Here is a 20,212-nt window from a genome sequence, read left to right as displayed (position 1 = left end):
GCGCTACAATCAAAGGCTGGCAATCCCGGATTGCCCGAAGGCGCGTCAACGCCAGGACGTGCCTTTTTTTTGCCGCCGCGCTGCAAGCCCCCCATGGACCACATCAGAAACTTCTCCATCATCGCCCACATCGACCACGGCAAGAGCACGCTGGCCGACCGGATCATTCAGCGCTGCGGGGGCCTGAGCGACCGCGAGATGGAAGCGCAGGTGCTCGACTCGATGGACATCGAGCGCGAGCGCGGCATCACCATCAAGGCCCAGACCGCCGCGCTGCAGTACAAGGCGCAGGACGGCCGGGTCTACAACCTCAACCTGATCGACACCCCCGGACACGTCGACTTCTCGTATGAAGTCAGCCGCTCGCTGTCGGCCTGCGAGGGCGCGCTGCTGGTGGTGGACGCCAGCCAGGGCGTGGAAGCGCAGACGGTGGCGAACTGCTACACCGCGCTCGACCTGGGCGTGCTGGTGGTGCCGGTGCTGAACAAGATGGACTTGCCGAGCGCCGATCCGGACAACGCCAAGGCCGAGATCGAGGACGTCATCGGCATCGACGCGACCGACGCCATCCCCTGCTCGGCCAAGACCGGCCTGGGCATCGACGAGATCCTCGAAGCTGTCATCACCCGCATGCCGCCGCCCAAGGGCGATCCGGACGGCCCGCCGCGCGCGATGATCATCGACTCGTGGTTCGACAACTACGTCGGCGTGGTGATGCTGGTGCGTGTGGTGGACGGCGTGCTGCGCAAGGGGGAGCGCATCCGCATGATGGCCAGCAATGCGCTCTACCCGATCGAGCACCTGGGCGTGTTCACGCCGAAGTCCGAGAACCGCGAGCTGCTGAAGGCCGGTGAGGTGGGCTTCATCATCTGCGGCATCAAGGAGCTGCAGGCGGCCAAGGTCGGCGACACCATCACGCTGGAAAAGAAGCTGCCGAACAACGCCGGCCCGGCGCTGGAGGCCCTGCCCGGCTTCAAGGAAATCCAGCCGCAGGTCTTCGCCGGCCTCTACCCGACCGAAGCCAGCGAGTACGACCAGCTCCGCGACGCGCTCGAAAAGCTCAAGCTCAACGACTCCTCGCTGCGCTACGAGCCGGAAGTCTCGCAGGCGCTGGGCTTCGGCTTCCGCTGCGGCTTCCTGGGCCTGCTGCACATGGAGATCGTGCAGGAGCGGCTGGAGCGCGAGTTCGACCAGGACCTCATCACCACCGCACCGAGCGTGGTGTACGAGGTCGAGCTGAACGACGGCGAGGTCATCGAGGTCGAGAACCCGTCCAAGATGCCCGATCTCGGCCGCATCAAGGAGATCCGCGAGCCGATCGTCACCGTGCACCTCTACATGCCGCAGGACTATGTCGGCGCCGTGATGACGCTGGCGAACCAGAAGCGCGGCGTGCAGCTCAACATGGCCTACCACGGCCGCCAGGTCATGCTGACCTACGAGCTGCCGCTGGCCGAGATCGTGCTCGACTTCTTCGACAAGCTCAAATCCGTGTCGCGTGGCTATGCCTCGATGGACTACGAGTTCAAGGAATACCGCGCCTCCGACGTGGTCAAGGTGGACCTGCTGATCAACGGCGACCGCATCGACGCGCTGTCGATCATCGTCCACCGTGCGCAGAGCCAGTACCGCGGCCGCGCCGTGGCGGCCAAGATGCGCGAGCAGATCCCCCGCCAGATGTACGACGTGGCCATCCAGGCGGCCATCGGCGCCAACATCATCTCGCGCGAGAACATCAAGGCCTTGCGCAAGAACGTGCTGGCAAAATGCTACGGCGGCGACATCAGCCGCAAGCGCAAGCTGCTCGAAAAGCAGAAGGCCGGCAAGAAGCGCATGAAGCAGATCGGCTCGGTCGAAGTGCCGCAGGAAGCGTTCCTCGCCATCCTGCGCGTCGAAGACTGAGCCTGCGCTCGATACCCACCCAACCGGACGAACGATGGGCCTCCTCACCGGCATCCTCTACGCCTGCCTCGCCTTCTTTGGCACGGGCTGGTACCTTGGCAAGTGGAGCGGCAACTTCTCGCTGCTGCTGTTCATCCTGACCGTGGTCACCGCCGCCTACTGGCTGGCCGAGCGCTTCGTGTTCCTGCCCAGACGGCTGGCCGCTGCCGCCACGCTGACCCAGCAGGACGGTGTGCGCCGAGCCGAACTGGCCCGCCTGGGCATCGACAAGGTGGACACCGATGTCGAGCCCGCCCGCCAGCGCCTGCTCGCCCAGCCCTGGTGGCTGGACTGGACCGCCGGCCTGTTCCCGGTGATCCTGATGGTGTTCCTGCTGCGCTCGTTCCTGTTCGAGCCGTTCAAGATCCCGTCCGGCTCGATGATCCCGACGCTGGAGATCGGTGACCTGATCCTGGTGAACAAGTTCCACTACGGCATCCGCATCCCGGTGCTCAACAAGAAGGTCGTGCCGCTGAACGATCCGAAGCGCGGCGACGTGATGGTGTTCCGCTACCCGGTCAATCCGAGCATCGACTTCATCAAGCGCGTGGTGGCCGTGCCGGGGGACGAGGTGGCCTACATCAACCAGAAGCTCTACCTGAACGGCAAGCTGGCCCCGCTGCAGCAACTCGACGACTACTACGACGAGGACCGCCGCACCTACTCGCGCCAGTTCCGCGAGGACGTCGGCGATGGCGCCACCCACCGCCTGCTGGTCGATCCGCAGCTGCCGTCGAGCTACGGCATGCGCGCCCAGCAGTTTCCAGGGGTTGAAAACTGTCGTTACACCGCCGAAGGTGTCACCTGCAAGGTTCCTGCAGGACACTACTTCGTGATGGGCGACAACCGCGACAACTCCGAGGATTCGCGCTTCTGGGGCTTCGTGCCCGACGAGAACATCGTCGGCCGGGCCTTCTTCGTGTGGATGAATTTCGGCAGTCTCAAGCGCATCGGCCCGTTCCACTGAGCCGCAGGAGTTCCTCGATGACCTACCGTCCACGCCCGGCCTGCAAGCCGACCCGACTGGCCCGCCAGCGTGGGGTGACCCTGCTGGGTCTGGTCTTCTGGGCCGTGGTGATCTCGATGTCAGCCCTGCTGGCGATGCGGGTGCTGCCAACCGTCAATGAATTTGCCACCATCAAGCGGGTCGTGACCAAGGTCGCCGCCGAAGGTGGCTCGACCGTGTCCGAGATTCGTGCGGCATTCGAGCGTGCCAAGAGCATCGAATACGCGATCCAGTCGATTTCCGGCAAGGATCTCGACATCTCGAAGGAAAATGACCGGGTCGTGGTGAGCTTTGCCTACGACAAGGAAATCGAGCTGTTCGGCCCGGTCTCGCTGCTGATCAAGTACCGCGGCCGGTCCCAGTGACCCTGAACGAATCCGCTGTGTCCCGCGTCTCCGAAGGTCTGCCTTGAACCCGTCGAATCTGCCCGTTGCGATCGAGTCCCTGTCCCGGCGTCTGGGCTACACCTTCCGCGAGCGCGAACTGCTCGTCCGCGCCCTGACCCACCGCAGCTTCGGCGCGGACCACAACGAACGGCTCGAATTCCTCGGCGACTCGGTGCTGAACATGGCCGTCTCCGACCTGCTGTTCGACCAGTACGACGAGTCGCCCGAAGGCGACCTGACCCGCATCCGCGCCCACCTGGTGCGCCAGGACATGCTGCACCGCATCGCGCTGTCGCTCGACCTGCCGGCGGTGCTGCGGCTGTCCGACGGCGAGGCACGGGGCGGCGGTGCCCAGCGCCCGTCGATCCTGGCCGACGCACTCGAAGCCATCATCGGCGCGGTCTACCGCGATGCGGGCTTCGACGCCGCCGAGGCGCTGGTGCGCCGGCTGTTCGAGCCGCTGATCTCCGAGACCGCCACCCAGGCCTGGGGCAAGGACGCCAAGACCCAGCTCCAGGAATGGCTGCAGGCGCGCCGCCAGAGCGTGCCTGACTACCGCATCGAAGCCACCCGTGGCCGCGCACACGACCAGACCTTCGTCGTCGTGTGCACCATCGCCGGCTCCGGTGTGCAGGCCCGCGGCGAAGGCCGCTCACGCCGCGCCGCCGAACAGGAAGCCGCGCGCCTGGTCCTCGAACAACTGAGCGCAGCTCCAGAACAATGACCACCACCTCCAAGCCGCATGCCGCCACCCTGCCGGACGACCTGCTCGATCCAGTGGACGAATTCGCCGATGAAGACGGTCTGAACGACGCGCTGATCGAACTCGACGACGACGGCCAGCCCATCGTGGACGGGGATGACGAGGACGAAGACGACCTCGTTGACGACGTCGACGAACTGGCCTACGAGGCCCCTGACCTGGACACGATGCTCAAGGCCGCCGTCGGCTCCAACGACGGCGACCGCCGCTGCGGCCTGATCGCCATCGTCGGCCGGCCGAACGTGGGCAAGTCGACGCTGCTGAACACGCTGATCGGCCAGAAGGTCAGCATCACCTCGCGCAAGGCGCAGACCACCCGCCACCGCATCACCGGCATCTCGACCCAGGCCGACACGCAGTACGTCTTCGTCGACACGCCCGGCTTCCAGACCACCCACACCACCCGCGGCACCGCGGCGCTGAACCGCAACCTGAACAAGACGGTGCAGTCGGTGCTGGGCGACGTGGACGTCGTGCTGTTCGTGGTGGATGCCGGCCGCTTCAACCCGGCCGACGCCAAGGTGCTGTCGCTGATCCCGCCGGGCAAGCCGACCTTCCTGATCGCCAACAAGCTCGACCTGATTCAGCGCCGCTCGGACCTGCTGCCCTGGCTGCAGCAGATGCAGGCCAAGCACGCCTTCACCGAGTTCGTGCCGCTGACCGCGACGAAGAAGGACGATGCGCTGCGCCTGCTCGACATCATCCGCCCCTACCTGCCCGAGCAGCCCTGGTACTACGACGCGGACGCGCTGACCGACCGCAGCGACAAGTTCCTCGCCGCCGAGCTGATCCGCGAGAAGCTGTTCCGGCTGACCGGCGACGAGCTGCCCTACACGTCCACGGTGCAGATCGACAAGTACGAGGAAGTCGAGGGCGGGCGCCTGAACCGCATCGCCGCGACCATCATCGTCGAGCGCGACGCGCACAAGGGCATGGTCATCGGCGAAGGCGGCGAGCGCCTCAAGCGCATCAGCACCGAGGCGCGCACCGAGCTGGAGCGGCTGACCGGGTCCAAGGTCTTCCTCGAAGTCTGGGTCAAGGTCCGCTCGGGCTGGGCCGACGACGAGAAGCGGCTGAAGAGCTACGGCTACGAATAAGCCACGGGCCATGGCCACCCGCCGGTCGGCGCCTGCGGCGGTCGCGGCCTATGTGCTGCACCACCACGACTGGAGCGAGTCCAGCCTGATCCTCGACCTCTGGACCCGCGAGCATGGCCGCATCGCCGCCGTCGCCAAGGGCGCCAAGCGGCCGCACTCGCAACTGCGCTGCGTGCTGCTGCCCTTCCAGCGGCTCACGATCGTGCTCGGCGGCAAGCCGACCCGGCGCGACGCCGACCCGAACGCCGCCCCCGGCGGCCATGACGCCCCGCCCGACCTCCACCTGCTGCGCAGCGCCGAATGGGCCGGCGGCGGGGCGATGCCCACGGGCGCGGCGCTGCTGGCGGGGTTTCACCTGAACGAGCTGCTGCTGCGCGGGCTGGCCCGCCACGATGCCCATCCGCGGCTGTTCGATGTCTACGCGGCCACCTTGCCCCGGCTGGCCGCACACGACGAGGCGCAGACCGCTGCCGCGCTGCGGGCCTTCGAGCTGTGGCTGCTGCGCGAGTCGGGCGTGCTGCCGGAGCTGGACCGGGTCACGCTGACGCAGGTGCCGGTGCGCACGGATGTGCGTCACGGCCTGCACCCCGACACGGGCGTCCACCCGCTGCCCGATGGCGCAGCCGGCCTCGGCGGGGCGACGCTGCTGGCGCTGCAGTCGGCCATGAACGCCTTCGACCTCGGCGCGCTGCAGCAGACCTGCCAGGGCGCGCTGCCGGAGCTGCGCACGCAGCTGCGCCACCTGCTGCACTACCATCTCGGCACCTCGATGCTGCGCACGCGCGCGCTGATGGTCGAGGTGCAGAAACTGACCGACACCGACCGCTGAGCCCTGATCGCCGACCGCCATGAACCCCCTCGTCGCCCCCGAATCGTCCGCCCACGGTGGCCGCACCGCCCTGTCGGTCAACCTCAACAAGGTCGCGCTGCTGCGCAACACGCGCCACCTCGGCATCCCGAGCGTGACCCGCGCCGCCAACTTCGTGCTCGAAGCCGGCGCGCAGGGCCTCACCGTCCACCCGCGCCCCGACGAGCGCCACATCCGCGCCGGCGACGTGACCGACCTGGCCGCGCTGCTCAAGGCCTGGCCGCACGTCGAATACAACATCGAGGGCAACCCCTTCCACAACCTGATGGACGTGGTCCGCGCCGTGCGCCCGCACCAGGCCACCTTCGTGCCCGACACGGTCGGCCAGTTCACCTCCGACCACGGCTGGACCTTCCCCGACGACGCCGAGCGGCTGCGCCCGCTGATCGAGGAAACACGGGCGCTGGGCGTGCGCGTCAGCCTGTTCATGGACCCGATCCCCGAGATGATGCGCGCCGCGCGCGACGTGGGCGCCGACCGGGTCGAGCTGTACACCGAGGCCTACGCCAGCGCCTGGGGCACGCCGCAGCAGGCCGAGGTGCTCGACCGCTATGCGCGCACGGCCGAGGCGGCGCTGTCGGTCGGCCTCGGAATCAACGCCGGCCATGACCTGAACCGCGACAACCTCGCCGACTTCCTGCGCGCCGTGCCGGGCGTGCAGGAGGTGTCGATCGGCCACGCGCTGGTCGCCGACGCGCTCGAACTCGGCTACACCGAGACGGTGCGCGACTACCAGCGCTGCATCCAGCGCGCCTTCGCCCCGCAGCGCTGAGCCGCCACGGACACCGCGATGGTCTACGGCATTGGCACGGACATCTGCGACATCCGGCGCATCGCCGCCGTGCTCGCGCGGCGCGGCGACCGCTTCGCCGAGAAGGTGCTCGGCCCGACCGAGCTGAAGGTGTTCCATTACCGGCGCGCCAAGGTCGAAGCCCGCGGCGTCGCGTATCTCGCCACCCGCTTCTCGGCCAAGGAAGCGTTTTCCAAGGCGATCGGCCTCGGGCTGCACACGCCGATGCAGTGGCGCGACTGCGAGACGCTCAACGAGCCGAGCGGCAAGCCCTTCATCCGCCTGCACGGCGCGCTGGCCGAGTGGTTCGCCGCCCGTGGCCTGAGCGCGCATGTCAGCCTGACCGACGAGACCGACTACGCGACCAGCTTCGTCGTGGTCGAAACCCGCGCCCCCTGACCTCTCCTCCCACGGACCCTGCCCCGCCGATGCACCACGCCCACGCCCCTGTTGTCCTCGATGTCGCCGGCCTCACGCTCAACGACGACGACCGCCGCCGCCTGCAACACCCGCTGGTCGGCGGCCTGATCCTGTTCAGCCGCAACTGGCAGGACCGCGCCCAGCTCACCCAGCTCGTCGCCGAGATCAAGGCGGTGCGCCCGGACGTGGTGGTCAGCGTGGACCACGAAGGCGGCCGGGTGCAGCGTTTCCGCACCGACGGCTTCACGCACCTGCCGGCGATGCGCACGCTGGGCGAGCGCTGGCTGGACGACGGCCGCCACGGCCCCGGGCACGGCGCGATGACTGCCTGCGACATGGCGACGGCGGCGGGCTACATCCTCGCGTCCGAGCTGCGCGCGTGTGGGGTCGATCTGAGCTTCACGCCGGTGCTCGACCTCGACCACGGCCGCAGCGGCGTGATCGGCAGCCGCGCCTTCCACCGCGATCCGCGTGTGGTCGGCACGCTCGCCCGCAGCCTGATGCACGGGCTGCTGCAGGCCGGCATGGCCAACTGCGGCAAGCACTTCCCCGGCCACGGCTGGGCGGAGGCCGACAGCCACGTCGCCGTGCCCAAGGACGAGCGCACGCTCACCGCCATCCTCTCGGACGACGCGCGGCCCTACGAATGGCTCTCGACCAGCCTGACCAGCGTGATGCCGGCGCACGTCATCTACCCGAAGGTGGACAAGCGCCCGGCCGGCTACTCGACCCGCTGGCTGAACGACATCCTGCGCGAGCGGCTCGGCTTCACGGGGGTGGTGTTCAGCGACGACCTGAGCATGGAAGGCGCGCGGCGCGTGCCGGGGGTGAAGAACGGCGCGGTGCTGAGCTATGCCGAAGCGGCGGTGCTGGCGCTGGCGGCAGGCTGCGACATGGTGCTGCTGTGCAACCAGTCGCTCGACGGCGGCAAGGCGGTGGACGATCTGCTCGACGGGCTGACCGCGGCGCTGGAGTGCGGCGAGTGGCAGACCAGCCCCGACAGCGAGGCTCGGCGCCTGGCGCTGCTGCCCCAGACGCCGCCGGTGCCGTGGGACGACCTGATGCACCACGCGCCTTACCTGCGGGCGCTGGAGCGGCTGGGGAGCTGAAGCGCACCGCGCCGGCAGCGCCGGCGCGGTGTCGGTTCAACCCTTCGGCAGACCGGCGGCCAGACGCGCTGCCTGGGCGATCCAGTTCTCGCGGTAGACACGCGAGCCGAAGTTGGGCAGGTGGTGCGCCACCCACGCCAGCTCGGCCGGTGACCAGCTCGCGATCTGCCAGAAATAGCGCACCCCGTGCGCATGCAGCCAGCGCTCGTTGACCGGGCCGATGCCGTCGATGATCTTGAGGTCATCGGGGCGCTGGTGGTCCACTTCGACCGGCGCGGGCTGCTGCCCGGCCCCGGCGGCCAGCACCAGCCGCTCCAGCTCGGCGCCCGTCAGACTGGCCGCTTCCGACACCGCCGGCCGCACGACCACGGGCACCTCGGGCGCCGGCGGCGGCACCAGCGCCGCCAGTTCGGCAATGCGGGCCTGCGCCGCTTGCTGCTGCGCATGCTCGGCCTGCAGGCGAGCGCTCAGCGTGGCGAGCTGTTCGTCGTTCTCGGCCAGCGTCAGGCGCAGGGCCTGCAGTTCGGCCTCCAGTCCCTGGGCAACCAACCTGGACTGCGCCAGTTCCTGCTGCAGGGCCTGCTCGCGCAACTGCGCTGCTGACTGGCCGGCTGCCTGGGCATCCCGTAATGCCTGGGCCTGCTGCTCGGCGGCCTGCCATGCGGCCTCCTGGTCGGCCAAGGTGGTGGTCAGATCGGTGATCTGGCGATCCCGCAGTGCCAGCAGTTCGACGTGCTGCCGTTGCAGCGCAGCCAGTGCGTCCTCATGGGATTTTTCGTTCGCCATGGCCGCTGCGGCAGCCAGACCCGCAGCCGTCACCGCCGCCACCCGCTCGCGGGACAGCTCGGCTTCCAGGTCTGCGGCCCGCGCGGCCTGGGTGACCGCCTCGGCGCCCGTGCTGGCCGCGGTGTCGCGCAGGGATGCCAGCTCGGCTTCCAGCGCGGCGATCGTGCCGGCTTGCTGCTGGGCAGCGTCGGCGGCCGCTTGCGCTGCGGTCTGCGCGGCTTGCTCGGCCTGGGCTGCCTGGGCAGTCAGGGTGTCGCGCTCGGCTTGTGCTGCGGCCAGGGCCTGCGCTGCAGCGTCGCGCTCGGCGGCAAGTCGGGCCTGCCAGTCGACTTCGGCGGTCGCAGCAGCTTCGCGTGCCGCCTCCAGGTCAGCGGCCGCTTGTGCCCTGGCGTGTGCCAGCGCTTCTTCGTGGGATTTCTCGTTCGCGAGGGCAGCCGCGGCAGCCAGACCCGCAGCCGTCACCGCCGCCACACGCTCGCGGGACAGCTCGGCCTCCAGCGCCGCGATCGTGCTGGCTTGCTGCCGGGCAGCGTCGGCGGCCGCTTGCGCTGCGGTCTGCGCGGCTTGCTCGGCCTGGGCCGCCTGGGCGTCGCGCTCGGCGTGTGCCGCGGCCAGGGCCTGAGCCGATGCATCGCGCTCGGCGGCAAGTCGGGCCTGCCGGTCGGCTTCGGCGGCCGCAGCAGCTTCGCGTGCTGCCTCCAGGTCAGCGGCCGCTTGCGCCCTGGCGTGTGCCAGCGATTCTTCGTGGGATTTCTCGTTCGCGAGGGCAGCCGCGGCAGCCAGACCCGCAGCCGTCACCGCCGCCACACGCTCGCGGGACAGCTCGGCTTCCAGCGCCGCGATCGTGCTGGCTTGCTGCCGGGCAGCGTCGGCGGCCGCTTGCGCTGCGGTCTGCGCGGCTTGCTCGGCCTGGGCCGCCTGGGCGGTCAGGGCGTCGCGCTCGGCGTGTGCCGCGGCCAGGGCCTGAGCCGATGCATCGCGCCCGGCGGCAAGTCGGGCCTGCCAGTCGGCTTCGGCGGTCGCAGCAGCTTCGCGTGCCGCCTCCAGGTCAGCGGCCGCTTGTGCCCTGGCGTGTGCCAGCGCTTCTTCGTGGGATTTTTCGTTCGCAAGGGCAGCCGCGGCAGCCAGACCCGCAGCCGTCACCGCCGCCACACGCTCGCGGGACAGCTCGGCTTCCAGGTCTGCGGCCCGCGCGGCCTGGGTGACCGCCTCGGCGCCCGTGCTGGCCGCGGTGTCGCGCAGGGATGCCAGTTCGGCTTCCAGCGCCGCGATCGTGCTGGCTTGCTGCTGGGCAGCGTCGGCGGCGGCTTGACGGGTCGCATCCAGCTCGGCGTCGGCCGTGGCCCGGGCCTGGGCCAGCGCTTGCGCATGGGCATTCAGGGCGGCGCTGTGCGTGCCTTGCAGCGCGGTCAGCTCGGCCTGCAGTTCCACGCCACGGCCGGTCTCAGCCGACAGCAGCGACTGGTGGTGGCTCAGATCGCCTTCCAGCGCCGTGCGGCGGTCGCGCAGCGCGGCCAGTTCGGCTTCCAGTGCCGCGATCGTGCTGGCTTGCTGTTGTGCGGCGTCGGTGGCCGCTTGCGCTGCGGTCTGCGCGGCTTGACGGGCCGCGTCCAGCTCGGCCGCAGCCTTGGCCTGGGCTTGTGCCAGCGCTTCTGCGTGGGATTTTTCGTTCGCCAGGGCCGCTGCGGTGGCCAGACCCGCTGCGGTCAGCGCCGCCAGCCGCTCGCGGGACAGCTCGGCTTCCAGCGCGGCAATCGTGGCAGCTTGCTGCTGTGCAGCGTCTGCGGCCGCTTGCGCTGCGGTCTGCGCGGCCTGCCGTTCACGGGTCAGCTCCGCCTCGGCCTCGGCAGCAGCAGCGCGGGCGGCATCACGCTCGGCCTGCGTGTCCAGCAGCGCGGCGTAGGCTTCCTTGGCCACGGCGGCCCGTTCGTCGAGTGCCATGCGGTGTGTGTCTTCCAGTGCCGCGTGGCGGGACTTCAGTGCAGTCAGCTCGTCCGTCAGCTGGACCGTCCGGCTGGTCTCGGCGTTGAGCAGCGAAATGCGCGATTCGTACGAGGACTGCAGCGACTGGTGGTCACGGCGCAAGCCCTCGATCTCCGATTCGAAGGCTGAACGCTCTTCCGCACGGCCCTGCTGCTCCGATTCCAGCCCGTTCTGCAGCGCCCCCAGACGCCCTTGCAGCGATTCGATCTCCGCGCCCAGCCCCTGGCGTGCCGCATGGTGCTCGTCGACGCTCGCACTCAGCGCCAGCGCACGCTCGCCCGTGAGGCGGTGCTCCGTGTCCAGCGCTTCCAGCTGGGTCTGCAGCGCGTCGCGGTCCGCGGTGGCGGTTTCCCTCGCCACCGCAAGCTCTCCACGCAACGCGGCCACCGCGGCATCCGAACGGGTCCGGTCTTCCCGGTGCAGGGCCTGCAGGGCGTCGAGTTGCTCGGCATGGCGCCGTTGCTGGCAGGTCCGGCTCAGCAACAGGCCAAGGGCAAGGCCGGCCAGGCAGGCCAGCAGGAGGTACAGCCAGAGCTGGCTCAACAGGTACATGGTGGTCTCTCCGCAGGGGGTAGGGATGTGCAGGCAGGGCGGGCTCAGGGCGCCTTCGGTGCCAGATGGAACTCGATGCGACGGTTGCGCTCATGGGCCTCGGGCGTGCTGCCCGCGTCCAGCAGGCGGTCTTCACCAAAACCCTGCGCCTGCAGGCGGCTGGCCGGCATGCCGCGCTGGGTGAGCGCGGCCACCACGGCCTGCGCCCGGCGCTGCGACAGGCGCAGGTTCGCCGCGGCATCGCCCTGGGCGTCCGTGTGGCCATCGACGCGCATCCGCGCCTGCGGGCAGCGGCGCGACAGCCCGTAGAGCTGGTCCAGCAAGGGCACGCTGCTCGGGTCGAGTTCGGCAGACGACAGCTTGAAGCGGATCTGCTTCGAGGCCAGCACCCGCGCCATCGCGACCTGGCAGTCCTCGGCCGTCAGCGGACCCGATGCCGGCAAGGGCGCGCTGGCGGGCACGGCGGGTGCAGCGACAGCAGCCGCACCCGCAACCGCAACCGCCACCTTCGGGGCCAACGTCACCTCCGGCAAGGCGAGCGCGGGGGACGACTGCCCGTCCTCCAGCCGCGCGAACACGCCGGGCACGCCCATCATCGGCAGCAGCGTGGTGCTGGCCGCAGCGTAGGCCGCGGCACGCTGGGCGGGCGACGGCGCTTCACCGACGATGCGGCCGACCTCGTTGTCGATCTGCAGCCTCGCCCACGGAAAGCCCGCGGCACCGAGCACCTGGGCCGCATCGGCTTCGGTGCGCTGGCGCACGCTGTCGGCCTTGCCATCCCCACGCCCGATCAGCAGCCAGGCCAGCAAGGCCAGCCCCGCCAGACCCAGCACGGTACAGACCGGGCAACTCCACCACCGTCTCGACATGGCGACTCCTCTTGGCCATTCGCATGACCGCGGCCCACCGGGACCGGGTCACAGCACAGGCATCTGTGCTCGTAATGCCGAGTAATGTATCGGGACTCGTGACTTCTTTAACATCCTTTGGAACAGGCTCGGGGTAACCGATAAGCATTGGCACTACGCAGTACCAAGTGTGGCCGGCAACACCCCGCGCAGCGCATTGCACACCGCCAGTGCCTCGGCGCGCACCAGATCGGCAGGCCGAAGCAGCCGCTCCGACAGCCGCCAGGCCGGATCGACCCGCAGCGCAGACCGCATCACCCCCGGCAGCACGCCGGCCGACAAGGGCGGGGTGGTCCAGTGCCCGTCCAGCCGGACCAGCAATGTGCTGCGTCCCCCTTCGGTCAGCGCCCCGTCGGCATTGACGAACAGCCGGTCGAAGGCACCGAGCGCCTCGGCTTCACGCACGGCGGCGTCATAGGCGGTGCGCAAGGAGGTCTTGTGTCCCAGCAGCGCCGACTCCTGCACAGGCACCCGGCCCACTGGGCCGAGCAGGCGCACCGGGCCGTCCGGCAGGGGCAGCAACGGGCCGCTGCGGCAGGACACCCGGCCGTCATGCGACAGATCGACCCGCAGGCGCCACACCTGTGCCGGGTCGGCCGGAAAGGAGCGCAACGCCTCGTCCACCGCGGCCCGCACCGCCGACACCGACACGCTGAACCCGAGCGTGGCGGCGCTGCCGAGCAGGCGCGCCAGATGGGCGTCGAAGCGGCACACGCCTCCACCCTCGACCCGCAATGTCTCGAACAGGGTGAAGCCGGGGTCGGTGCGGGTCAGGAAGCGGACCTTCTGGCGGCACTCCGCAGCCTCCGACGCCGCATCCGAATCGAGCACGATGCCGCCCCCCACGCCCAGCGTCACCGCCCGCGTGCCGTCATGCGGATCGCCGGCCGCCATCTCCAGCGTGCGGATCGCCACCGACAGGCAGAAGTCCCCCATCGCCCGGCCAGCGGTGTGGTCTGCGGTGTCCGGCGCGTTCAGCCAGCCGATCGCGCCGGTGTAGAGCCCGCGGGGCGAGGATTCGAGTCGGCCGATCACCGACATGGTCTGGCGCTTGGGCGCACCGGTGATCGAGCCGCAGGGGAACAGCGCCCGCAGCACGTCCGGCAGCGCGGTGGCGGGCGGCAGATCGGCCTCGATGGTCGAGGTCATCTGGAACACCGTGCGGTAGGGCTCGACCGCAAACAGCGCCGGCACCCGCACGCTGCCCACCGAGGCCAGCCGGCCCAGGTCGTTGCGCAGCAGGTCGACGATCATCAGGTTCTCGGCGCGGTTCTTCACGTCACGGGCCAGCCAGTCGGCGCTGGCCTGGTCGGCGGCCGGGTCGGCATGGCGCGGCGCGGTGCCCTTCATCGGCCGGGTGACGAGATGCCCCGCCTGGTGCCGCACGAACAGCTCCGGCGAGCACGACAGCACCCAGCGGTCCTGCGGCAGGGCGATCAGGGCGCCGAACGGCACCGGCTGCGCCGCCCGCAGGCGCCGGTACAACGCCAAGGGCGTGCCGACGCTGCGGCCGCGCAGGCGCTGCGTGTGGTTGACCTGGTAGGTCTCGCCCGCGCGGATGCGGGCGTGGATATCGTCGATGGCGGCGGTGTAGGTCGCCGCATCATCGTCGGGCGTCAGGCCGATGACCCCGGCGGTGGCCGGTGCCGGCGTGCCTTCCCGCTGTGCCAGCCAGGCGTCCACACCGTCCCGCGTGAGCCGCTCGCAGTGCGCAAAACGCAGCAGACGCAGGCTCCCCGGCGGCGCTGCCAGTCCGGCCAGGCGGACACCCCATTCGTAGTCGGCCAGCACCACCAGCTGCACGCCCTGCGCCAGATCGGCCGCGGCGGCCGACCAGACCGCGTCCAGTTCGGCCGGATCCTCACAGCGGTGTTCCCCGAGCCAGCCGGTGTACAGCCGGCTCACCGCCCGGTCGGCGGGGGCGCTGGCATCGTCCAGCAGAGCGAAGACCGGGGCAGGCGAAGAAGCGGTCGAAAGCGGATCGGGCATGGCGAGGCAGGCAAACGGACAGTGGCACAGAGGGCGGATGATGCGGTGCAAGCAAAAACGCCGCCGGGCGCAAGGCCGGGCGGCGTCTTGTGGGGCGCAGGGCCGAAGCCCCCCGCTGGCGAGGGCATCCCCTCGGCCGGTCAGGCCTCGGCGGACTCCGAGCGGGCGGTCTCGAACGGCAGCTGCAGTGCAGCCAGATCGCGGCGCGTCTCGACCAGGATCAGCGGACCTTCATCGACCACGACCACCGGACGCGGCTCGCGCGGCTGGCGCACCGGTGCCGGCGTGCTGGCAATGGCCTCCTGCACGGCGCGGACCTTGTCAGTGTCGCTGTTGATCCACTCCAGTCCAGCACTGCGGGCAACCGCAGCCAGCTCGTCGAGCTGCAGGACATAGGCGGGAACCACGGCCGCCGCAACCGCGGCAACGGCAACCGCGGGTGCCGCGACGGCAGGCGCCTGGGCCACGACTTCCGGCGTTGCCTCGGCCACGGAGGCAACGGGCGCCGCCACCGGCTCGGCGACCTGGGTCACCGCCAGCGCCTCCACCACGGGCACCTCCACCACGGGCGCGGCGTCCGCCTCGACCACCTCGACCACCTCGGTCACCACAGCCGCCACAACCGCAGCAGCGACCACAGCGGGAGCCGCGACCTCGGCCGCCACTGGCGCACCATCGGCCTCGGCCACCGCATCGGCCGGCGCCTCTTCGCGGTTGCGCCCACCACGGCCACGGCGACGGCGGCGACCGTCCTCACGGCCCTCCTCGATCGACTCGTCACCACGCGCTTCAGCGCCAGCGCCAGCCTCGGCGGCCACCGGCTCGGCGGCGGGGGCGGCCTCGGTGCTCACCGCAGCGGCAGCATCACCGGCGTCAGCGTCGGTCTCGGCACCGTTTTCACCCATGCGGACATCATCGCGGTCGCGGCGACCACGCCCCCCACGGCGGCGACGGCGGCCTTCGCGCTCGGCCTGGGCGGCAGCGCTCTCGCCCTCCAGCGCCGGGGACACGGTGTCCTCGAACCCGGGTTGCACCTCCTCGGCGGCCAGCGTGACCACGTCGGGTGCGGGACGGCGCTCGCGCGGCGGACGGCCGCCGCTCGGCAGCTCGGCACCGGCCTCGACCGGGCGGCGGTCCTGCGAACGGTCACCGCGTCCACCGCGTCCCCCTTCGGGGCGGGCCTCGGCCGGCGCACGGTCCGCAGGACGGTCCCCATTGCGCTCGGCCGCCTCGGGCCTGGTGCGCTCACCACCACGTTCGCCACGGCGCCCGTCGCGGCGGTTGCCATCGCGGCCACCGTCACGCCCGCCACGGCGTTCACCGCGACCCTCCGCCTTGTCCGCCGGCCTGTCGGTCTTCGCCTCCACCGGCACATCGACCACCGGGGCCTCCGGTGCGGCCACGGGCGCGACCGGTGCCGGTGCAGGCGCCGGTGCCGGTGCACCACCGAACAGGCGCTTCAGCCACCCGAAGAAACCAGCCCCGGCAGCCACCGCTTCCGGCGCCGGTGCCGGCGCCACAGGAGCGGGCGCGGCCACCGGCACAGGAGCCACAACCACCGGCGCAGGCGCCGGCTCGGCCTTCGGCACAGCGACCGGCGCGGGCTGGTCCGGCAGCACGCCGCGGATCATCGGCGCCTGCTTGGGCTTGACGTTCTTCTCGCGGCGCGTGATGCCGACGTCCTCGTCCGGCTCCTCCACCATCGAGTAGCTCGACTGCAGGTTCTCCAGACGCGGGTCGTCGTGGCGCAGGCGCTCCAGCTTGTAGTTCGGCGTGTCGAGGTGCTTGTTCGGCACCAGCATCACCGTCACGCGCTGCTTCATCTCGATCTTGGTGATCTCGGGGCGCTTCTCGTTCAGCAGGAAGCTGGCCACTTCGACCGGCACCTGGACGTGGACCGCCGCCGTGCCTTCCTTCATCGACTCTTCCTGGATGATGCGCAGCGTCTGCAGCGCGGAAGATTCGGTGTCGCGGATGTGGCCGGTGCCGTTGCAGCGCGGGCAGGTGATGTGGCTGCCCTCAGACAACGCCGGGCGCAGGCGCTGGCGGCTCATCTCCAGCAGGCCGAACTTGCTGATCGACGAGAACTGCACACGGGCGCGGTCGTAGCGCAGCGCGTCACGCAGCCGGGTCTCGACCTCGCGGCGGTTCTTCGACTCTTCCATGTCGATGAAGTCGACCACCAGCAGGCCGCCGAGGTCGCGCAGGCGGGCCTGGCGGGCGATCTCGTCGGCGGCCTCCAAATTGGTGCGGGTCGCGGTTTCCTCGATATCGCCGCCGCGGGTGGCGCGGGCCGAGTTCACGTCGATCGACACCAGCGCTTCGGTGTGGTCGATGACGATGGCCCCGCCCGACGGCAGGTGGACCGTGCGGCTGAACGCGGTCTCGATCTGGTGCTCGATCTGGAAGCGGCTGAACAGCGGTGCGTCATCGCGGTAGCGCTTGACGCGGTTCGCGGTGTCCGGCATCACGTGCAGCATGAACTGCTTGGCCTGCTCGTAGATGTCGTCCGTGTCGATCAGGATCTCGCCGATGTCGGCGGTGAAGTAGTCGCGGATCGCGCGGATCACCAGCGACGACTCCTGGTAGATCAGGAAGGCGCCACGCCCGCCCTTGGCCGCGTCGTCGATCGCGGTCCAGAGCTTGAGCATGTAGTTCAGGTCCCACTGCAGCTCGGGCGCGGTGCGTCCGATGCCGGCGGTGCGGGCGATCAGGCTCATGCCCTTCGGGTATTCGAGCTGTTCGAGGTTTTCCTTCAGCTCCTCGCGGTCCTCGCCCTCGATGCGGCGGCTGACGCCACCGCCGCGCGGGTTGTTCGGCATCAGCACGAGGTAGCGGCCGGCCAGCGACACGAAGGTGGTCAGCGCCGCACCCTTGTTGCCGCGCTCTTCCTTCTCGACCTGGACCAGCAGCTCCTGGCCTTCGCGGATGGCGTCCTGGATGCGCGCCGCGCGGACATCGGTGCCTTCGCGGAAATAGCTGCGGGCGATTTCCTTGAACGGCAGGAAGCCGTGGCGGTCCTCGCCGTAGTCGACGAAACAGGCTTCCAGCGACGGCTCGACGCGGGTGACGACGGCCTTGTAGATGTTGCCCTTGCGCTGTTCGCGCCCTTCGATCTCGGTTTCGAAGTCGATCAGTTTCTGACCGTCAACGATGGCCAGGCGGCGCTCTTCGGGCTGCGTGGCATTGATCAGCATGCGTTTCATGCGTGTCTCTCCTCATGACTACTGTCTGCATGAGATGCACGAAACCGCGCTGCGGAGCCGGGAAGGAATCGCCCTGGACTGCGCGCGCAAGGCCACCAGCAGATGCCGGCGGCTTCAGCGGCGCAGCGTTGGCGCGTGCGTCAACCGGGACGCCGGGGCAGGAAACGCAGTGTCGCCGTGGTGCAGGCCTCCAGGCCGGCAGGGCACGGGTCCGCCATCCGACGCACACGTTCGGGCGTGTGGCACCAACCGGGGACAACGGTCACCAGGGGTCGGGTCGGGAAGCGAAAACTCGAAATCGTTCATGCGACGGCGTCTGTGGTGGACGCGGGTGGCAGCCCCTGTTCGGAAGCTGCCACCGGAAAACCTTGTGTCGGGGCTCTTTCAGCGTGGTCTCTTTGCATGCTGCCTGCACATCCGCACACTCACCTTGGGAGGGCGCACCATGCATCAGGCAACACGCTGCATCAGCGTCTGGACCCGGTCCACACACCCCTCAAGGGCAGCGGACCAGTCCGACCACCCTGCACTGGTGGCTGATTCTCGGTGCCCGCTAAACTCAGGCAAATCAAACACTTACAGCGCAATCGTGGTCCAACGCATTATAGGGGCAAAGCCCAGCCGGTCCGGGTCCGGAAAAGCCAGCCCGAAACCGGCCACGCGCAAGCCTGTGAACGGGGGAGTACCCGCCGCGCCGACACCTGTGGCCGACCCCGCCGCGCTGCAGGTGCGGCACCTCCTGGTCGATGAAGGCAGCGCCGGCCAGCGCCTCGACAACTTCCTGCTGCGCGAACTCAAGGGCGCGCCCAAGACCCTCGTCTACCGGATCATCCGCAGCGGCGAGGTGCGCATCAACAAGGGCCGCGCCAGCGCCGATTCGCGCGTCGAGGCCGGCGACGACGTGCGCGTGCCGCCGCTGCGGCTGAGCGAGCCGACCGTCTCGACGGCGCCGCCACGCGAGTTCCCGGTCCGCTTCGAGGACGAGCACCTGCTGGTGATCGACAAGCCGGCGGGGGTGGCGGTGCATGGCGGCTCGGGCGTGAGCCACGGCGTGATCGAGCAGTTGCGCCGGGCGCGGCCGCAGGCGAAGTTCCTCGAACTGGTGCACCGGCTGGACCGCGAGACCTCGGGCCTGCTGCTGATCGCCAAGAAGCGCAGCGCGCTGACCGCGCTGCAGGACCAGTTCCGCCAGCGCGAGACCGGCAAGACCTACGCCGCGCTGGTGATCGGCGCCTGGCCGGCGGCGCGCAAGGTGGTCGATGTCGCGCTGCACAAGTACCTGGACGCGGCCGGCGAGCGCCGTGTGCGCGCGGTCGAGGCGGACCACCCGGACGGACGCCGCTCGGTGTCGCTGGTGCGCATCGCGCAGACCTATGCCGACTGCACGCTGCTCGACGTGACCATCAAGACCGGCCGGACGCACCAGATCCGCGTCCACCTGCTCAGCCAGGGCCACGCCATCGTCGGCGACGACAAGTACGGCGACTTCGCGCTCAACAAGGCGCTGGCCCGCGGCGACGCGCCGGCCGCGCCGGGCTGCCGCTTCGAGCGCATGTTCCTGCACGCCCGCCGCCTCGCCTTCGACCACCCGGCCACGGGCGAGCGCATCGAGCTGGACGCGCCGCTGCCGCCCGAATGCACCGCCCTGCTGTCCCGCCTGCGTCCCGCCGTCCAACCCGCCGCTGCTCCAGCCCCCGCGCCATGACCGACACCACCGCCTTCCGCCCGCGCCAGTACGACCTGATCGTCTTCGACTGGGACGGCACGCTCTACGACTCGACTGCGCTGATCGTGCGCGCCATCCAGGCCGCGTGCCGCGACCTCGGCGTGGCCGTGCCCAGCGACGAGGCCGCGTCCTACGTCATCGGCCTCGGGCTGCAGGACGCGCTGATGCACGCCGTCCCCGGCCTGAGCCCCGACCGCTACCCCGAACTCGGCCGCCGCTACCGCCAGCACTATTTCTCGGGCCACGAGGAGGTTTCACTGTTCCACGGCGTACCCGAGCTGCTGGCCGAACTGCGCCAGCGCCAGCACTGGCTGGCGGTCGCCACCGGCAAGAACCGGCAGGGGCTGAACGAGGCGCTGCGCCTGTCGGGCCTCGCGCCGCTGTTCGACGCCACGCGCACCGCCGACGAGACCCGCTCCAAGCCGCATCCGCAGATGCTGCACGAGCTGATGCGCGAGTTCGGCGTCGAGCCGGAGCGCACGCTGATGATCGGCGACACCACGCACGACCTGCAGCTCGCCACCAACGCCGGCGCCCACAGCGTGGCCGTCACCTATGGCGCGCATGAACACGGGCCGCTGCGGGAACACGGGCCACGGCATGTGGCGCATTCGGTGGCGGAGCTGCGCGACTGGCTGGGGCGCCACGCCTGAGCCGGTCAGACCCGACCGCATGCCGCCGA

The 20,212-nt window shown here is 70.2% G+C and carries 15 protein-coding genes; 11 read left to right on the top strand and 4 right to left on the bottom strand.

From position 1 onward, the window contains the following. Positions 1–93: 93 nt before the first annotated feature. The 9 genes from lepA (at position 94) to nagZ (ending at position 8,380) form a co-directional block, all read left to right on the top strand. Positions 94–1,902 (top strand): translation elongation factor 4, encoded by a 1,809-nt coding sequence (gene lepA, locus U5O44_RS15290; RefSeq protein WP_322589298.1) that lies wholly within the window; start codon positions 94–96, stop codon positions 1,900–1,902. A 34-nt stretch (positions 1,903–1,936) separates the two neighbouring features. Beyond that, positions 1,937–2,908, top strand: coding sequence for a signal peptidase I (lepB, locus tag U5O44_RS15285; RefSeq protein WP_322589297.1), 972 nt, complete (start codon positions 1,937–1,939; stop codon positions 2,906–2,908). A 17-nt stretch (positions 2,909–2,925) separates the two neighbouring features. After that, positions 2,926–3,312 (top strand): DUF4845 domain-containing protein, encoded by a 387-nt coding sequence (locus U5O44_RS15280; protein WP_322589296.1) that lies wholly within the window; start codon positions 2,926–2,928, stop codon positions 3,310–3,312. A 43-nt stretch (positions 3,313–3,355) separates the two neighbouring features. After that, positions 3,356–4,057 carry a ribonuclease III gene (gene rnc / locus U5O44_RS15275; RefSeq protein ID WP_322589295.1) on the top strand — a complete coding sequence of 234 codons (702 nt, stop codon included), beginning with the start codon at positions 3,356–3,358 and terminating at the stop codon, positions 4,055–4,057. 206 nt (positions 4,058–4,263) lie between these two features. Further along, positions 4,264–5,193, top strand: coding sequence for a GTPase Era (era, locus tag U5O44_RS15270; protein WP_322590507.1), 930 nt, complete (start codon positions 4,264–4,266; stop codon positions 5,191–5,193). Between the two features lie 10 nt (positions 5,194–5,203). Further along, positions 5,204–6,022, top strand: coding sequence for a DNA repair protein RecO (gene recO, locus U5O44_RS15265; RefSeq protein ID WP_322589294.1), 819 nt, complete (start codon positions 5,204–5,206; stop codon positions 6,020–6,022). 19 nt (positions 6,023–6,041) lie between these two features. Continuing rightward, positions 6,042–6,833 (top strand): pyridoxine 5'-phosphate synthase, encoded by a 792-nt coding sequence (locus U5O44_RS15260; protein ID WP_322589293.1) that lies wholly within the window; start codon positions 6,042–6,044, stop codon positions 6,831–6,833. Between the two features lie 18 nt (positions 6,834–6,851). Further along, a complete protein-coding gene (acpS, locus tag U5O44_RS15255; protein WP_322589292.1) occupies positions 6,852–7,250 on the top strand; it encodes a holo-ACP synthase in 399 nt (132 codons plus the stop codon). A 29-nt stretch (positions 7,251–7,279) separates the two neighbouring features. Beyond that, positions 7,280–8,380, top strand: a complete 1,101-nt coding sequence (nagZ, locus tag U5O44_RS15250) for a beta-N-acetylhexosaminidase (protein WP_322589291.1) — start codon at positions 7,280–7,282, stop codon at positions 8,378–8,380. Between the two features lie 36 nt (positions 8,381–8,416). Here the strand turns inward: nagZ and U5O44_RS15245 are convergent, their stop codons facing one another. From U5O44_RS15245 to U5O44_RS15230, 4 genes are all read right to left on the bottom strand, one after another. Further along, a complete protein-coding gene (locus U5O44_RS15245) occupies positions 8,417–11,701 on the bottom strand; it encodes a hypothetical protein (protein WP_322589290.1) in 3,285 nt (1,094 codons plus the stop codon). A gap of 44 nt (positions 11,702–11,745) precedes the next feature. After that, on the bottom strand, positions 11,746–12,570 hold the full coding sequence (locus U5O44_RS15240) for an OmpA family protein (protein ID WP_322589289.1): 825 nt from the start codon (positions 12,568–12,570) through the stop codon (positions 11,746–11,748). Positions 12,571–12,723: 153 nt separating this feature from the next. Further along, positions 12,724–14,598: an aminodeoxychorismate synthase component I gene (gene pabB / locus U5O44_RS15235; RefSeq protein WP_322589288.1), complete on the bottom strand. Its 1,875-nt coding sequence runs from the start codon at positions 14,596–14,598 to the stop codon at positions 12,724–12,726. A gap of 140 nt (positions 14,599–14,738) precedes the next feature. Then, positions 14,739–17,804, bottom strand: a complete 3,066-nt coding sequence (locus U5O44_RS15230) for an Rne/Rng family ribonuclease (RefSeq protein ID WP_322589287.1) — start codon at positions 17,802–17,804, stop codon at positions 14,739–14,741. A gap of 703 nt (positions 17,805–18,507) precedes the next feature. Between U5O44_RS15230 and U5O44_RS15225 the strand changes: the two genes are divergently transcribed. Together U5O44_RS15225 and U5O44_RS15220 are read left to right on the top strand one after the other, a co-directional pair. Next, on the top strand, positions 18,508–19,509 hold the full coding sequence (locus U5O44_RS15225; RefSeq protein ID WP_416222188.1) for an RluA family pseudouridine synthase: 1,002 nt from the start codon (positions 18,508–18,510) through the stop codon (positions 19,507–19,509). Then, a complete protein-coding gene (locus U5O44_RS15220; protein WP_322589286.1) occupies positions 19,506–20,183 on the top strand; it encodes an HAD family hydrolase in 678 nt (225 codons plus the stop codon). Before U5O44_RS15225 ends, U5O44_RS15220 begins: the two co-directional genes overlap by 4 nt. The last annotated feature ends 29 nt before the right edge of the window (positions 20,184–20,212 follow it).

The organism is Sphaerotilus sp., from assembly GCF_034519685.1.
Classification (GTDB): Bacteria; Pseudomonadota; Gammaproteobacteria; order Burkholderiales; family Burkholderiaceae_C; genus Sphaerotilus.
The sequence above is the reverse complement of the archived record's forward strand: the minus strand, read 5'-3'. Positions and strand labels throughout refer to the sequence as shown.

Bases quoted from the DNA above. Each gene is read 5' to 3' on its own strand.
- lepA (WP_322589298.1), top strand. From the start codon at position 94: ATGGACCACATCAGAAACTTCTCCATCATCGCCCACATCGACCACGGC.
- lepB (WP_322589297.1), top strand. From the start codon at position 1,937: ATGGGCCTCCTCACCGGCATCCTCTACGCCTGCCTCGCCTTCTTTGGC.
- U5O44_RS15280 (WP_322589296.1), top strand. From the start codon at position 2,926: ATGACCTACCGTCCACGCCCGGCCTGCAAGCCGACCCGACTGGCCCGC.
- era (WP_322590507.1), top strand. From the start codon at position 4,264: ATGCTCAAGGCCGCCGTCGGCTCCAACGACGGCGACCGCCGCTGCGGC.
- recO (WP_322589294.1), top strand. From the start codon at position 5,204: ATGGCCACCCGCCGGTCGGCGCCTGCGGCGGTCGCGGCCTATGTGCTG.
- U5O44_RS15260 (WP_322589293.1), top strand. From the start codon at position 6,042: ATGAACCCCCTCGTCGCCCCCGAATCGTCCGCCCACGGTGGCCGCACC.
- acpS (WP_322589292.1), top strand. From the start codon at position 6,852: ATGGTCTACGGCATTGGCACGGACATCTGCGACATCCGGCGCATCGCC.
- nagZ (WP_322589291.1), top strand. From the start codon at position 7,280: ATGCACCACGCCCACGCCCCTGTTGTCCTCGATGTCGCCGGCCTCACG.
- U5O44_RS15245 (WP_322589290.1), bottom strand. From the start codon at position 11,701: ATGTACCTGTTGAGCCAGCTCTGGCTGTACCTCCTGCTGGCCTGCCTG.
- U5O44_RS15240 (WP_322589289.1), bottom strand. From the start codon at position 12,570: ATGTCGAGACGGTGGTGGAGTTGCCCGGTCTGTACCGTGCTGGGTCTG.
- pabB (WP_322589288.1), bottom strand. From the start codon at position 14,598: ATGCCCGATCCGCTTTCGACCGCTTCTTCGCCTGCCCCGGTCTTCGCT.
- U5O44_RS15230 (WP_322589287.1), bottom strand. From the start codon at position 17,804: ATGAAACGCATGCTGATCAATGCCACGCAGCCCGAAGAGCGCCGCCTG.
- U5O44_RS15220 (WP_322589286.1), top strand. From the start codon at position 19,506: ATGACCGACACCACCGCCTTCCGCCCGCGCCAGTACGACCTGATCGTC.